Origin of the sequence: Emcibacter sp. (assembly GCF_048269205.1) — a bacterium.
GTDB lineage: Bacteria > Pseudomonadota > Alphaproteobacteria > Sphingomonadales > Emcibacteraceae > Emcibacter.
Genome location: NZ_JBLXJC010000001.1, coordinates 42,298 through 55,903, shown reverse-complemented (window position 1 = coordinate 55,903; position 13,606 = coordinate 42,298). Strand labels below are relative to the sequence as shown.

General features: G+C 55.6%; 12 protein-coding genes. 3 read left to right on the top strand and 9 right to left on the bottom strand.

Features of this window, described 5'->3' with window-relative positions; translation table 11 throughout:
• Together ACN0YD_RS00275 and ACN0YD_RS00270 are read left to right on the top strand one after the other, a co-directional pair.
• Window positions 1-495, top strand: a complete 495-nt coding sequence (locus tag ACN0YD_RS00275; protein WP_417316633.1) for a YcgN family cysteine cluster protein — start codon at window positions 1-3, stop codon at window positions 493-495.
• Complete coding sequence (locus ACN0YD_RS00270) at window positions 461-1,177, top strand: M48 family metallopeptidase (RefSeq protein WP_417316632.1); 717 nt, start codon at window positions 461-463, stop codon at window positions 1,175-1,177. Before ACN0YD_RS00275 ends, ACN0YD_RS00270 begins: the two co-directional genes overlap by 35 nt.
• Here the strand turns inward: ACN0YD_RS00270 and ACN0YD_RS00265 are convergent.
• Window positions 1,174-1,641 carry a MaoC family dehydratase gene (locus tag ACN0YD_RS00265; protein WP_417316631.1) on the bottom strand — a complete coding sequence of 156 codons (468 nt, stop codon included), beginning with the start codon at window positions 1,639-1,641 and terminating at the stop codon, window positions 1,174-1,176. The two genes, ACN0YD_RS00270 and ACN0YD_RS00265, sit on opposite strands and share 4 nt — an antisense overlap.
• A gap of 128 nt (window positions 1,642-1,769) precedes the next feature.
• Window positions 1,770-3,686: a transglycosylase domain-containing protein gene (locus tag ACN0YD_RS00260; protein WP_417316630.1), complete on the bottom strand. Its 1,917-nt coding sequence runs from the start codon at window positions 3,684-3,686 to the stop codon at window positions 1,770-1,772.
• A 339-nt stretch (window positions 3,687-4,025) separates the two neighbouring features.
• Between ACN0YD_RS00260 and ACN0YD_RS00255 the strand changes: the two genes are divergently transcribed.
• Entirely contained in the window at window positions 4,026-4,646 is a 621-nt protein-coding gene (locus tag ACN0YD_RS00255; protein ID WP_417316629.1) for a PAS domain-containing protein, read from the top strand.
• Between the two features lie 26 nt (window positions 4,647-4,672).
• Here the strand turns inward: ACN0YD_RS00255 and gyrB are convergent, their stop codons facing one another.
• The 7 genes from gyrB to ACN0YD_RS00220 all read right to left on the bottom strand — a co-directional run bounded on the left by gyrB (window position 4,673) and on the right by ACN0YD_RS00220 (window position 13,593).
• Entirely contained in the window at window positions 4,673-7,120 is a 2,448-nt protein-coding gene (gene gyrB / locus ACN0YD_RS00250; RefSeq protein WP_417316628.1) for a DNA topoisomerase (ATP-hydrolyzing) subunit B, read from the bottom strand.
• Window positions 7,121-7,173: 53 nt separating this feature from the next.
• Window positions 7,174-8,373 carry a DNA replication/repair protein RecF gene (recF, locus tag ACN0YD_RS00245; protein ID WP_417316627.1) on the bottom strand — a complete coding sequence of 400 codons (1,200 nt, stop codon included), beginning with the start codon at window positions 8,371-8,373 and terminating at the stop codon, window positions 7,174-7,176.
• Between the two features lie 95 nt (window positions 8,374-8,468).
• Window positions 8,469-9,590 (bottom strand): DNA polymerase III subunit beta, encoded by a 1,122-nt coding sequence (gene dnaN / locus ACN0YD_RS00240; RefSeq protein WP_417316626.1) that lies wholly within the window; start codon window positions 9,588-9,590, stop codon window positions 8,469-8,471.
• Between the two features lie 287 nt (window positions 9,591-9,877).
• On the bottom strand, window positions 9,878-11,359 hold the full coding sequence (gene dnaA, locus ACN0YD_RS00235; protein ID WP_417316625.1) for a chromosomal replication initiator protein DnaA: 1,482 nt from the start codon (window positions 11,357-11,359) through the stop codon (window positions 9,878-9,880).
• A 9-nt stretch (window positions 11,360-11,368) separates the two neighbouring features.
• On the bottom strand, window positions 11,369-11,803 hold the full coding sequence (locus tag ACN0YD_RS00230) for a rhodanese-like domain-containing protein (protein ID WP_417316624.1): 435 nt from the start codon (window positions 11,801-11,803) through the stop codon (window positions 11,369-11,371).
• A gap of 465 nt (window positions 11,804-12,268) precedes the next feature.
• Window positions 12,269-12,535 (bottom strand): 30S ribosomal protein S20, encoded by a 267-nt coding sequence (rpsT, locus tag ACN0YD_RS00225; protein ID WP_417316623.1) that lies wholly within the window; start codon window positions 12,533-12,535, stop codon window positions 12,269-12,271.
• A gap of 281 nt (window positions 12,536-12,816) precedes the next feature.
• Window positions 12,817-13,593, bottom strand: a complete 777-nt coding sequence (locus ACN0YD_RS00220) for an enoyl-CoA hydratase (protein ID WP_417316622.1) — start codon at window positions 13,591-13,593, stop codon at window positions 12,817-12,819.
• Between the last annotated feature and the right edge of the window lie 13 nt (window positions 13,594-13,606).

Sequence of the window (13,606 nt, the reverse complement as noted above, 5' to 3'; positions counted from 1 at the left end):
ATGGCGCACCGCACCTCAAAAGCACCTTTCTGGAAAACCACGTCGCTGGAGCTGATGAGCCAGGAGGAATGGGAAAGCCTGTGTGACGGTTGCGGCATGTGCTGCCTGCATAAACTACAGGATGACGAATCCGAAGAGATTGCCTATACTGATGTCGCCTGCAGGGTACTTGATCTGGAAACCTGTCGCTGCAAGCACTATCCTGTCCGCCAGGTCGTCGTACCGCAATGTATTACACTGACACCGGACATGATACCGGAATTCAAATGGCTGCCAGCAACCTGCGCCTATCGGCTGGTGGCCGAAGGCAAAGACCTTTATCCTTGGCACCCGCTCATTTCAGGTGATCCAGAAAGCGTACATAAAGCCGGTATATCGGTCCGGGGCAGGGTGGTCAGCGAACGGGACGTTCTGGACTATGAAGATCATATTGTCGAGTGGGAGGAACTGAAGGGCAAAAATGAAAGACGGAAAAAAGATTCTTGCTCTCGATGACGGCATTCTGCTGCCGGTCATTTTCAAACCCCATCCTCGCGCTAAACGTCTGAAACTGCGTTATGACGCTGCCAAAGGCGCAGCCATTGTCACCCTGCCGCCAAGAACTTCAAAAAAATCAGGGTTTGAGTTCGCACGGCGCCATACAGACTGGCTGAACCGACAGAAAAACTCTTTCAGTGACCAGAATATACTTTCTCCGGGAAGCTATCTTTCCTTTCTCGGCCATGATCATCTGATTATTCATCAACCGGACGCTTCGGGACGGGTAAGACGCGAAGAAGGACAGGTCATTGTCGGCGGCCCTGCCGGCGGCTTCGACGTGCGTTTGCTCAACTGGCTTAAAAAACAGGCCCGGGAAAGGCTGGAACAGGCCGTCGGCGAAATGGCCGCCCGGTCGGGCGTATCCTGCCGCAAACTGAGGATCGGCGATCCCAAAAGCCGCTGGGGCAGTTGCTCTTCCAGCGGTACCCTGTCTTTTTCATGGCGCCTGATCATGACACCGGAAAATGTCTTCGACTATGTGGTTGCCCATGAGGTGGCGCATCTGAAGGAAATGAATCACAGTCCGGCTTTCTGGCGCGAAGTGGACAAACTGGTCGACCACAGCCAGACATCCCGCCGCTGGCTCCGTCAGCACGGCCCCCATCTGATGGCGCTGCAGGTTTGTTATCGTCCCTAGTCTGCCGGCGCCAGAAGAACAAGCATTTCGGCAAGCATGACCGGGCGTTCCTGCCCGTCACGGTTCATCACCACGGAAAAAGTCGCCAGAATGGTATTGTCCCGGCGATGATCTGTTTCCAGCAGCTTCATGGTTGCCCGGACCCGTGATTCCACAGGCACCGGGGATGTGAATCGCACCTTGTTGAGGCCATAGTTTAGACCGTAGCGAAGGCCTGTAATGCTGATAAGGCTGTCGAAAAGCTGCGGCACCAGGGAAAGGACCAGATAACCGTGGGCGATGGTTTTACCGCCGGGCATTTCCTTTTTGGCCCGCTCCACATCCACATGTATCCACTGAAAGTCGCCCGTTGCCTCGGCAAACCCATTGATACGGTCCTGGGATATCTCCAGCCAGTCGGATGTTCCGATTTCATGACCCAGATAGTTATCTATTTCATTTGCTGATATGGTTAGGGGCGACATTCCATTTGTCCTGTGTTTCTCGAATCTGCTTTTCACGACGTTGCAGCTATCCGGCCCGCAATTCCTCGGGCCGCAAAATCATAACATCCCTGTCTTATGCAACTCTTCCCTTTGTGTGTGTTTTTATTTTATTTCATGTCCGGTTTGGATCGCGGACTCACATTGGGCGTCACCAGAGTAGCATCATTTCTGTCCAGGGACACCCGGAGCATGAAGTTTTTCCAGATCCGCGCCGGCGTCCCGCCGCCGGTAACCCCCTTCATGGCGGAGGCATCATCGTTGCCGACCCATACCCCGTTGACCATGTCCAGACCAGCGCCGATAAACAGGGCATCCTTGTAACTCTGGGTGGTTCCGGTCTTGCCGGCAACCGGGAAATCCATTTGCGCTGCCGAGGCCGTGCCCTCGGAAACCACCTTGGTCAACATCTCCTTCATGGTGGCGGCGACTTCGGGATAAAGAACCTGCTGCGGCGGACCGGGCATATGCCTGTAGAGGATCTGCCCGGCGCTGTTCTGAATTTCCACGATGCCATAGGGCATAACCCTGTAACCGCCGTTAAACACAGCCGAATAGGCGGCCGTCAATTCCAGCAACGATATTTCGGAAGTGCCGAGCGACATGCTCGGCTCTTCCACGATCGGTGTGGTGATGCCCAGACGCCTTGCCATGGCCGCCACCGTGCGCCGATTGGTCTTTTCCGCAAGCTTCACGGCCACCGTATTGATAGATTTGGCAAAGGCTGTCTCCAGGGTGACCTCACCCAGATACTTCCCGGTATAGTTCTGCGGCTCCCAGCCGTCGAGGATCACCGGCGTGTCCCGCATAAGGGTCTCCGGTGTCATCCCTTTCTCCAGCGCTGCCAGATATACAAAGAGCTTGAAAGCGGAACCGGGCTGGCGTCTGGCCTGGCTGGCGCGATTGAACTGACTCAGGGAATAGTCGCGTCCGCCGATCATGGCCCGCACCGCCCCATCCGTATCCATGGAGATCAGGGCGGCCTGGCTGGCATTCCGGGTGACGCCCTCCCGATCCATAATCTGCTGAACCGCACCGGCCGCCTTCATCTGGAGGTCCGGCCGGAGAGTGGTATAGACAATGACCGGTTCAGCAGGCTGCCCGACAAGGCCGGGAAGTTGCTCGAAAATCCAGTCGGTGAAATACCTGATGTCACCGCCGGCGGTCTCGCTCTCGATCTCGACACTGGCTTTTTTCGCCCTGGCTGCTTCCGGGGGCTGGATAAAGGAGGCATCGACCATATTGTCCAGCACTTCTTCGGTCCTTTGATAGGACCGCTGGAGATCCCGGAGGGGAGAATAAATGGCCGGCCCCTTCAGCACACCGGCCAGCATGGCGGCTTCCGTCAGCGACAGGTTGCGCGCATCATGCCCGAAATAGGTCCGTGCCGCCGCATCAACCCCGTAGGCGCCGGAGCCAAAATAAACCCGGTTCACATATATGGTAAGAATTTCTTCTTTGGAGAAATTCATCTCCAGCCAGAAGGAGAGCAAAAGCTCCTGAATCTTGCGCTTGGCTGTCTTGTCCGAAGACAAAAACAAATTCTTGGCCAGCTGCTGGGTCAATGTACTGCCGCCTTCCACCAGGTCCCGGCTGGTGATATTTCGCCATACCGCCCGGGCAAGCCCCCTGACATCCACACCGAAATGATCGAAATAGCGGCGGTCCTCTGTAGCCACCAGGGCCCGAACAAATTCCACCGGAATTTCATTCATCTCCAGCCAGTCGCCATAAACGTTTCCATAGGACGCCAGAATTTCACCGTCCTGGTCCAGGATCATCACAGTGTTTCGACCTGGCGAAGCTATAATGTCCGAGATATCCGGCAGGTCGTGGGCATAATACAGGGTGACCGGAATGAGCAGAATGACCGCCCAGGTGAGAAACACCATCACACCATAAAAAAGTCTCGCCAGCCCTTTGCGCTCGGGTTTTTTGCTCCCGTTCGCCGTGATTTCCGACCGCCGGGATTTCCCGCCCCTTTTTCTGCCTTTACCCTTTTGTTGCTGATTACTCTCGCTGGACATCCGGCCCTATCTACCTGTGTTGTTCTTCTTTTGCCGGCACATTCTATCGGGAATTATGGCTATTTACAGGAATTTCTTTGTATTTCCCCACCATAAAAAACCGGTTTCAGCTGTGTCGAATCACGGTTCACTCTGTTTTTTTCACGTCACAGGCAGCCATCAATTTATTTTGCTGCACTGCATAAGAACATAAGAATATTTCTAAAACGGTCGTTTGATTGAAACAAATGGCCACAAGCCTTTTTTTGTCTTGATTCTGTAATAAAAGCTGCTAGGAAGCCCGAACCTTTAGTGCTGCGTATGGTTAAATTTTATTGAAACAAATCGAGAATTTTATCTATGGTTGTGCATTTCAATCAGCTGGCCCGGGAACTGGCCAATGACAATACCCAGTATCTCGAGGACTATATGGTTCGCCAGGGCTTCGCCAAACCGCACATCCAAAAGGATCCCGCGCCCGGTACCCTGCCTTGCCAGAAAATCCGCTATGCCTACCAGTACTGGACATCCGTCAGGGAAAACCTCGGTGATATTCCTTCAAGAGCCGGCATCAGACCATCCGGTCTCGGTATTGCCCTCGGGAATATCTGCCTTCTTGAACCTCTTGATGACGGACGGGACTACAGGTACCGGCTGTTTGGATCAAACATAGCGCATTTTTCCAAATACGATCTGCAGGGCATGACCATGTCGGAGGCACTCCGGAAGTATCCGAAAAAGAAATCGGGAGATGATGAGTTCCACCTTGCCATATACCAGTGCTGTCAGGTTGAGGCCCGGCCTTACTATGCCGAATATGTCAGCCAGAATGGCAAACCCTGGCTGTGGCGGAGGCTGACGCTGCCGCTGTCCGACGGCCACGGCAATATCGTTATGCTGATGAACTGCCTGTCCCCGGAAGATATTTCCCAGGCTCCTGTGACAGAAGAAAAAAACAACCAGCAGCAATCCATCGCCTGAGAAGGCCGATGCCGGACGTCGGTGGATCAGACGTCCAGATTGGCTACATTCAAAGCATTTTCCTGAATGAATTCGCGGCGTGGTTCCACCACATCGCCCATCAGCTTTGTGAAAATTTCATCGGCTGTATCACCGTGATCCACTTTCACCTGCAGAAGGGTCCGGGCTTCCGGGTCCAGAGTGGTTTCCCACAGCTGATCGGGGTTCATTTCCCCAAGTCCCTTATAGCGCTGGATCGAGAGCCCTTTGCGTCCGTAAGACAGGATCACACCCAGCAGGTCGCTGGGCAGGGAGATATTGTGCCGGTCTTCCTTGCGGGTGATGGTGGAGGGAAGGGCAAAAACATCCCGGCGCGCCCTGGTGACTTCGTCCAGACGACGGGCTTCAACGGACTCGATGAAGGCCCGGTCAATCCGGTAAACATCCTTGATGCCCCGGATTTCATTGGCAAAGACGATGCCGCCTTCTTCCTTGTCAAGACGACCCTGCCAGTTGTCCTCTCCTTCAGAGGCCTTGGCATTCATGCGGTCGACAACCCCGGAAATGGCTTCTTCCGCACTTTTGTCATCGGCCAGAATCTGCGGGTTCAGACCACCTACAATAGCCAGTTCCTCAACCAGTTCCCGGTTGTATTTCTGCGGCACACGGCCAAGTGCCCGGCAGCTTTGGCGTACATTTTCCACCAGATCCGCCAGATCATTGCCGGCAATCTGTTCGCCACTACCCAGAACAAGCGTCATTTCTTCCAGGGACTGGCCGATCAGATATTCCTCCAGCGCCGGATCGTCCTTCAGGTAGACTTCAGACTTGCCGCGACTGACCTTGTAAAGCGGCGGCTGGGCGATATAAAGATAGCCCTTTTCCAGAAGTTCGGGCATCTGCCGATAGAAGAACGTCAACAGCAGGGTCCGGATATGGGCGCCGTCCACATCGGCGTCGGTCATGATAATGATCTTGTGATAGCGCAGCTTCTCGATATTGAAATCTTCCCGGCCAATGCCGGTGCCAAGCGCCGTAATCAGGGTGCCGATCTCGGCAGAGGCCAGCATGCGGTCAAACCTGGCCCGCTCCACATTAAGAATTTTACCTTTCAGCGGCAGAATGGCCTGGTTACCCCGGTGCCGGCCCTGTTTGGCAGAGCCACCGGCTGAATCACCCTCCACCAGAAACAGTTCCGCCTTGGCCGGGTCGCGTTCCTGACAATCGGCCAGCTTGCCGGGCAGGGAGGAAATATCCAGCACTCCTTTGCGCCGGGTCAGTTCACGAGCCTTGCGGGCCGCCTCACGGGCGGCAGCCGCCTCGACAATCTTGCCGATGATATTGCGGGCGTCCGCCGGATGCTCCTCGAACCACTGGCCGAGCTTTTCATTGAGCAGGCTTTCGACCACCGGACGCACCTCGGAAGACACCAGTTTATCCTTGGTTTGTGAGGAAAATTTCGGATCCGGAACTTTCACCGACAAGACACAGGTCAGCCCCTCGCGGGCATCGTCGCCGCTGAGGTTGACCTTTTCCTTCTTGGCAATACCTGTTTCGTTAGCGTAACCATTTATGGTTCGGGTCAGAGCCGCCCGGAAACCGGCCAGATGGGTGCCGCCGTCCCGCTGGGGAATATTGTTGGTGAAACACAACACATTTTCATGATAGCTGTCGTTCCACTGCAGGGCACATTCCAGCGTGATGCCGTCTTTCTCTCCGCCAATGGTGATCGGCAAGTCAATCAGGCCATTTTTGGAGCGGTCCAGATATTTGACAAACTCGGTGATACCGCCTTCATAAAAGAGTTCGATCTCGACCGGGTCAGCATGCCGGTGATCCCGGATCACGACCCGGACACCGCTGTTGAGGAACGCCAGTTCCCGGAAACGATGCTCCAGCCGGCCAAAATCAAATTCGATATTCTTGAAGGTTTCCACAGAAGGCAGGAAGGTCACTTCTGTACCGGTTTGACCCTTTTCCGCATCCCCGGTAATTTCCAGATCGCCAATGGCTTCACCGCGCTCAAAACGCAGGAAATGTTCCTTGCCATTACGCCAGATTTTCAGCTCCAGATAATCGGAAAGGGCGTTAACCACGGATACCCCCACCCCGTGCAGGCCGCCTGACACCTTGTAACTGTTCTGGTCGAACTTGCCGCCGGCGTGCAGCTGGGTCATGATGACCTGGGCGGCAGAAACGCCCTCTTCCTCGTGGATGTCAACGGGAATACCGCGGCCGTTATCACGCACGGAAACAGACCCGTTGGCATTGAGTGTAACAAGGACCTTGTCGCAATATCCCGCCAGGGATTCATCGATGGCGTTATCGGAGACCTCAAACACCATATGATGCAGGCCGGAGCCATCCTCGGTATCGCCGATATACATGCCCGGCCGTTTGCGCACCGCATCCAGGCCTTTCAGAACCTTGATGGATTCAGCGCCATATTCTTCCGCACCCTGGGCTGCATCCCTGAATTCCGTTTCATCCGACATCCAATATTCCCTCATCCATTACACGGAGGCGCGTTTGCCGCTTCCGCTGTTTTCTACTCATCTTTTTCAATCCGGCCCTCGTCCACCCGATATACGACCGCCCGGTCCCCCAGGCTGTCAAACAGGCTGCGATCGGTCCCGGTCATCCAGACCTGGGAACCGATGGACCATAATTCATCAAACAAAGACGCCCGGCGTACCTCATCAAGGTGAGCCGCTACCTCGTCCAGCAACAGGATCGGCGCGGCCCCGAAGTGAAGCGCCGTCAGGCGGGCACTGGCCAGGGTAATACCGATTAACAACGCCTTCTGTTCTCCGGTGGAACAAAGTTCCGCCGGCATATCCTTGTCCACATGCCGTACCAGCAGGTCGGTCCTGTGCGGTCCCGACAGGGTCCGTCCTGCCCGGCTGTCCTGCGCGCGCATCCCGGCCAGGGTTTCGGCATAGCTGTCTTCCATCTCTACCGCCGGCCGGTCCCTGAGGCCGCTTTCCAGTTCGCCGTCCAGGGACAGATGCGCCCGGGGAAAGCTGGAAGTGGTCACCTCGATGGCGCCGGCCAGATGATCCAGAGCCTGCAGCCGCGCTGCGGCAATCGCCACCCCGTGCTCCGCCATGCGCGCTTCCAGGGCCGAAAGCCATGACGCGTCGGCAGACCCCTCGGAAAGCAGGCGGTTGCGATCCCGCATGACCTTTTCAAAGGCATTTACCTCCCGGGTATGTGCGGGATGAAAGCCCGCGACAATCCGGTCCAGAAAACGCCGCCTGCCAGAGGCCGCTTCGAGAAACAACCGGTCCATCTGCGGCGTGAGCCAGATCAGCTGGACAAAATCGCCAAGTACGGCAGGGCTGGACACTGTTTCACCGTCGATGCGCACGATCCGGCGATCCAGCGTCTCTTCTGCGCCACCGGTGAAGGAGGCCGCACTGCTGCGCGGCGCCAGACCGGTACCGATCTCCATCTGGCCATCCGGTGTATCCAGCCTTGAGGCCACAGCCCAGGAGCCACCGGCACCGAGCTTTGTTACCTGGGACAGTTTACACTGCCGCAACCCGCGACCGGGCGCCAGAAAGGAAACCGCTTCCAGAAGATTTGTCTTGCCTGCCCCGTTGGGCCCAATGAACACCGCATTGTGACCGCCGGGCTCGATCACCGCACGCTCGTAAGAGCGGAAATCGGTCAGAAGCAGCCTTTCCACCGCCACCCGGGGGGATCGGATTTCTTCCTGGAGTATCGGAGAGTCCTGCTTCAGCATCTAACTATTTCCGGAATACCCGACGACGAAACCGCAACCGGCAGGCCCGAATCCAGCTCCGTCATCCGGCAATATTTCATCCTTGCCGGGATCGCTCACACCCGCATCGGCATCAGGACGTAAAGCGCTCCTTCATCGGTCATATCCCGCAGAACCGTCGGCGCTGTGGAATCTGCCAGCAGAACCTCTGCCATATCGCCATTGATCTGGCCGAGAATATCCAGCAGATAACGGGAGTTGAAACCGATTTCCATATCTTCGGCGCTATAGCTGCATCCCAGTTCCTCGGTCGCCGTGCCGTGCTCGGGACTGTTGACCGACAGTTGCAGCTTTCCTTCGCTGATGGACAGTTTCACGGAACGGGTCTTGTCCGTGGAAATGGTGGACACCCTGTCCACCGCTTCGGCGAACTGTTTGCCGTCGATCTCCATGACCCGGTCGTTGCCCTCAGGAATCACCCGGGTGTAATCGGGGAAAGTGCCGTCAATCAGCTTGGAGGTCAGAACGATATCGGCAAAGGAGAAACGGATCTTGGTCTCGGACAGAGCCACATCCACATCGCCCTCATATTCGTCAATCAGCTTGCGCAGTTCGCCCACCGCCTTGCGGGGCACGATAATGCCGGGCATGTTCACAGCCCCCTCGGGCTGTTCCATGTCGAAGCGGGCCAGCCGGTGTCCGTCTGTGGCCACGCCGCGCAGGACCTGCGCGCCTTCATCATCGGTTGTGGCATGCACATAAATGCCGTTCAGGTAGTAGCGGGTTTCCTCTGTGGAGACCGCAAAGCGTGTCTTGTCGATCAGTTTTTTCAGGTCAACGCTGGCAAGCCGGAAATTGATCGGCAGGTCGCCTTCGTTCATAACCGGGAAATCTTCCCGCGGCAGGCAGGAAAGCGTGAAGCGTGACCGGCCGGCGCTGATGGACAGCCGCTGGGTATCCACATCGTAATAAAGCTCCACCTGGCTGCCTTCCGGCAACTTGCGGATGATGTCATAGAGCGTATGGGCCGGGGCTGTAATACCGCCCGGCTCGGCTGTTTCCCCCGCCACAGTTTCCGAAATGGCAAGATCAAGGTCGGTGGCGGCAAGATTCAGATGACCCTGCTCCCCCTCCAGCAAGACATTTGACAGGATCGGAATGGTGTTCCGGCGTTCAACGACACTCTGGATATGACCAAGGGATTTAAGTAAGGCACCGCGTTCGATATTCAGCTTCATTTTTTAATCGCGCTTCTCATTATATAGACAAACAAACCATTTAAAGTGTGGCCGGATTACTCCCCTTTGCGATCGAAACCAGGTCTGCTTCCAACGGATTTGACTCCTCGGCAAATTGTGACTTCCGCCCCTGTTTTCCCTGCCACTCTTTTCCTGTCAGAGACTAGCACACAGGCTGCCCCCGTCAAAGGTCTTTTTGCAAGGTTTTTCGCCGAGTCGGACAGCCCGGACAAGGTCCGGGCGGGGAGGACGGAAAAACGCCTGAAAACAACCCGAAGGTTGCTCCGTCAGGTGCTGAAAATCCGCTCCAGATGCAGGATATCCTCTTCGAGCACGCTATCGGTCTGGCGCAGCTCGTCAATGCGCTTGACCGCATGCATGACCGTGGTGTGATCCCGGCCGCCGAACTGCCGGCCAATTTCCGGCAGCGATTTGGAAGTGAGCGCCTTGGCCAGATACATGGCGATCTGGCGGGGACGGGCCACCTGCCGCGCCCGGCGGGAAGACAGAAGATCGGAAAGACGGATGTTGAAATAATCGGCCACGCGGCGCTGGATTTCATCGATGGTCACCCGCCGGTCATTGGCCCGGAGCAGATCCTGCAGGACCTCCTGGGTCATTTCCATGGTGATGGGCCGGCCAATCAGGGTGGCATGGGCAATCATGCGGTTCAGCGCCCCTTCCAGTTCACGCACGTTGGAGGTGATGCGCTTGGCGAGAAATTCCAGAACCTCGGTCTTGATTTCCACATCGGGAACCGTGTTGGCCTTCTGCTGCAGAATACCGAGCCTGAGCTCGTAGTCGGTGGGGTGGATATCTGCCACCAGACCCCAGCCGAGACGGGAACGGATGCGCTCCTCGATACCTTCCAGGTCGGTCGGCGACCGGTCGGCGGAGATTACCACCTGGTGGTGATGATCGATCAGGGCATTGAAGGTATGGAAAAACTCTTCCTGGGTGGATTCCTTGTTGGCGATAAACTGCAGGTCGTCAATCATCAGCAGGTCCACAGAGCGGAACTTCTGCTTGAAGGACATGGTGTCCTTGAAACGGATCGAGCTGATGAACTGGTACATGAATTGTTCCGCAGACAGGTAAACCACCCGGCGTTCCGGAAACATCTGCTTGTTGGCCCAGGCAATGGCATGCATCAGATGGGTCTTGCCGAGCCCCACGCCACCATGGAGGAACAGCGGATTAAAATGCACCGCGGTGTTTTCCGCCACGCGCCTGGCAGCCGCATAGGCGAGCTCGTTGGACTTGCCGACCACAAATGAGTCAAAGGTAAAACGGGGATCAAGAGGCGCGCCGAATTCACTGCCGCCATTATTCTGCACGACACGGGTATCGGAAGACGCCGCGGCTTTTGACGCTGCCCTGGACGGGGCCCTCTTTTTCACTTTCGGGGAATTGGTTTCATTCTCGTCCTGCTCGTCATTATCCAGCAGGCTGCCCTGATCCGGGGACTTGAAGCCGGAAAGGACAATGAAACTGATATCGGTTACATCTGGGTTTTCCTTGCTCCAGGCAAGTCTGATCCGCTCTGCATAGTTGGACTGCAGCCAGTTGCGCATGAAGCGCGTGGGAGCGGCCATCACGGCACATCCCTCGTCCACATTCACCAGGGCCAAAGGCTTGAACCAGCTGTTATAAACACCTTCGTCGAACTCGGCTTTCAGCCGCTCCAGGACGCGGGACCACTGGAATTCCATATTGCTTCCCATAGCTTCAGCACCAAAACCCGACTTTAACCCCTTGTTATTGTGCATTTCTTCCCCTTACTGTTGAATCCATGGAAGCCCCGCCGCCTTCCATCCGTTCAATCTGCCCCTGTGATTATTCTGATCCCGATCCCCCTCGAATCCCCCTGCGATATTGTAACAGGCCTGATAACCTTCAGCCGTCGCTTTCTCCGCCGCCGCCCGGGAACGCACACCGGAGCGACACAGAAAATAGACCGGATCGGTTGTCCCGATTCCCTGTTGCTGCATCATGGCGACAAATTCACTGTTGATTTGCATGGACGGATAGATCTGCCAGCTGATCAGGACTGATGATTTGTCCAGAGAGCTCAGATCGCTGATACCGACAAAATTCCATTCGGCATCGGTCCTGACATCGACCAGAACCGCATCGGGATTTTTCTCCAGCGCCTCCCAGGCTTCCGTCACAGAAACGTCTCCGGCAAATCCCGCCATTCTTTCCTTACCCACATGCCTCCGGATCATATCCGGACCGTTAAAAAATCAAAACTCTCTTGCCGTCCTAAACGAACGGTTCACAACTCAATATCGAGAAAATACCCCCGGCTTCGAAGGTATGTCTGCATGAAGACGGCGTTTTTTAAAGGCCCTGGCGGTGCCGTTAATTATTACCACCTTCATGCGGTTGCCCCGACCTTAGCGGGAAATACAAGCGTACCTTTACGGGGCTGCAGCGGTCAACTGATTCGATGCTCCCAAATGAAAATAAATTCTCCCTATATGGCTTGACTTGGGAGTCATCCACAAGATGTAGTAGCCTGCCGGAAATCAGGTCATCAAAGGTCGGGATTGTCGGACCAGGTTGCCGACCTTCGATTGCGACCGATCATAAAAAAAGCCGCACCCCCTAGGGTGCGGCTTTTTCAAACCGTTTCCGGAACCTTTTTCAGCCGGGCAATCCGCGACTCGGATGCCTCAGGCAGAAATGGCTTTCAAACGTTTTGCCAGCCGGGAAACTTTCCGGGAAGCTGTCTTCTTGTGCATAACACCTTTGGTTACACCGCGCATCAGCTCCGGCTGTGCTTTGAGGAAAGCACTGCGAGCTTCATCAGCATTACCGGCATCAAGAGCCAGTTCCACTTTCTTGACGAAAGTGCGGATCCGGCTGCGCCGTGCTTTGTTGACTTCAGTTTTTCTTGCGTTACGACGAACTCGTTTTTTGGCCTGTAAAGTATTTGCCATCAGGTAAACCTTATCTTTCCTTGGAGGCGGCATTCTGCATCATGTTATCCCGTACAAACCCTGTATCGGGGAAACCGGAGAATCGCCAGCCTCAAAACTTTTTGATTAATTTTCAAGTCGTGGCTTATAAACATGCCCGTGGGTCAGGTCAACAAGCTTTTCACCCTTCCGGAACTATTTTAGCCCGATTCCCGGCAAAAAACCACGTCCGCCATAAAAAAGGCGGCCAAACCGCCTTTTCTGACATTGGATTTCGCCGGAAATATACCCGGATTTCATGATTACCTGTGTTTGAATTCCGGCGTGCGCTTCTCCGCAAAGGCGGACATGCCTTCCTTCTGATCCTCGGTGGCAAACAGGGAATGGAAAATACGCCGTTCATACATCACGCCTTCGGCCAGCGTGGTCTCATAGGCCTTGTTGACACATTCCTTGGCGATCATCACGGACGGCAGGGACAGTTCGGCAATCTTGTTCGCGGTTGCCAGAGCCTCTTCCACCAGCTGATCGGCAGATACTATGCGACTGACCAGGCCGGAACGCTCGGCTTCTTCGGCATCCATCATGCGGCCGGTAAGAATCATGTCCATGGCCTTGGACTTGCCGATAAAGCGGGTCAGGCGCTGGGTGCCTCCGGCACCGGGAATCACACCGAGCTTGATTTCCGGCTGCCCGAATTTGGCATTGTCGGCCGCCAGGATAAAGTCACACATCATGGCGAGCTCACAGCCGCCGCCAAGCGCATAACCGGCCACCGCCGCTATGATCGGCTTGCGACACCGGGTCGCTTCCTCCCAGTTGGCGGTGATAAAATCCTCCTTGAAGACATCCATATAGCCCTTGGACTGCATTTCCTTGATATCCGCACCGGCGGCAAAGGCCTTTTCGCTGCCGGTGATCACGATGGCCCGAATTTCGTCATCGGCCTCAAAGCCGCGCAAGGCTTCTGTCATTTCATTCATCAACTGGCTGTTCAGGGCGTTCAGGGCCTCGGGCCGATTCAATGTGATGACACCGACCGGTTCCTTCCGGTCCACCAGAATCATTTCATAGGACATGCTTCTTCTCCTT

Coding starts and splice junctions, on each gene's coding strand:
- ACN0YD_RS00275 (WP_417316633.1), top strand. CDS start 1: ATGGCGCACCGCACCTCAAAAGCACCTTTCTGGAAAACCACGTCGCTG.
- ACN0YD_RS00270 (WP_417316632.1), top strand. CDS start 461: ATGAAAGACGGAAAAAAGATTCTTGCTCTCGATGACGGCATTCTGCTG.
- ACN0YD_RS00265 (WP_417316631.1), bottom strand. CDS start 1,641: ATGTCGCCCCTAACCATATCAGCAAATGAAATAGATAACTATCTGGGT.
- ACN0YD_RS00260 (WP_417316630.1), bottom strand. CDS start 3,686: ATGTCCAGCGAGAGTAATCAGCAACAAAAGGGTAAAGGCAGAAAAAGG.
- ACN0YD_RS00255 (WP_417316629.1), top strand. CDS start 4,026: ATGGTTGTGCATTTCAATCAGCTGGCCCGGGAACTGGCCAATGACAAT.
- gyrB (WP_417316628.1), bottom strand. CDS start 7,120: ATGTCGGATGAAACGGAATTCAGGGATGCAGCCCAGGGTGCGGAAGAA.
- recF (WP_417316627.1), bottom strand. CDS start 8,373: ATGCTGAAGCAGGACTCTCCGATACTCCAGGAAGAAATCCGATCCCCC.
- dnaN (WP_417316626.1), bottom strand. CDS start 9,590: ATGAAGCTGAATATCGAACGCGGTGCCTTACTTAAATCCCTTGGTCAT.
- dnaA (WP_417316625.1), bottom strand. CDS start 11,359: ATGCACAATAACAAGGGGTTAAAGTCGGGTTTTGGTGCTGAAGCTATG.
- rpsT (WP_417316623.1), bottom strand. CDS start 12,535: ATGGCAAATACTTTACAGGCCAAAAAACGAGTTCGTCGTAACGCAAGA.
- ACN0YD_RS00220 (WP_417316622.1), bottom strand. CDS start 13,593: ATGTCCTATGAAATGATTCTGGTGGACCGGAAGGAACCGGTCGGTGTC.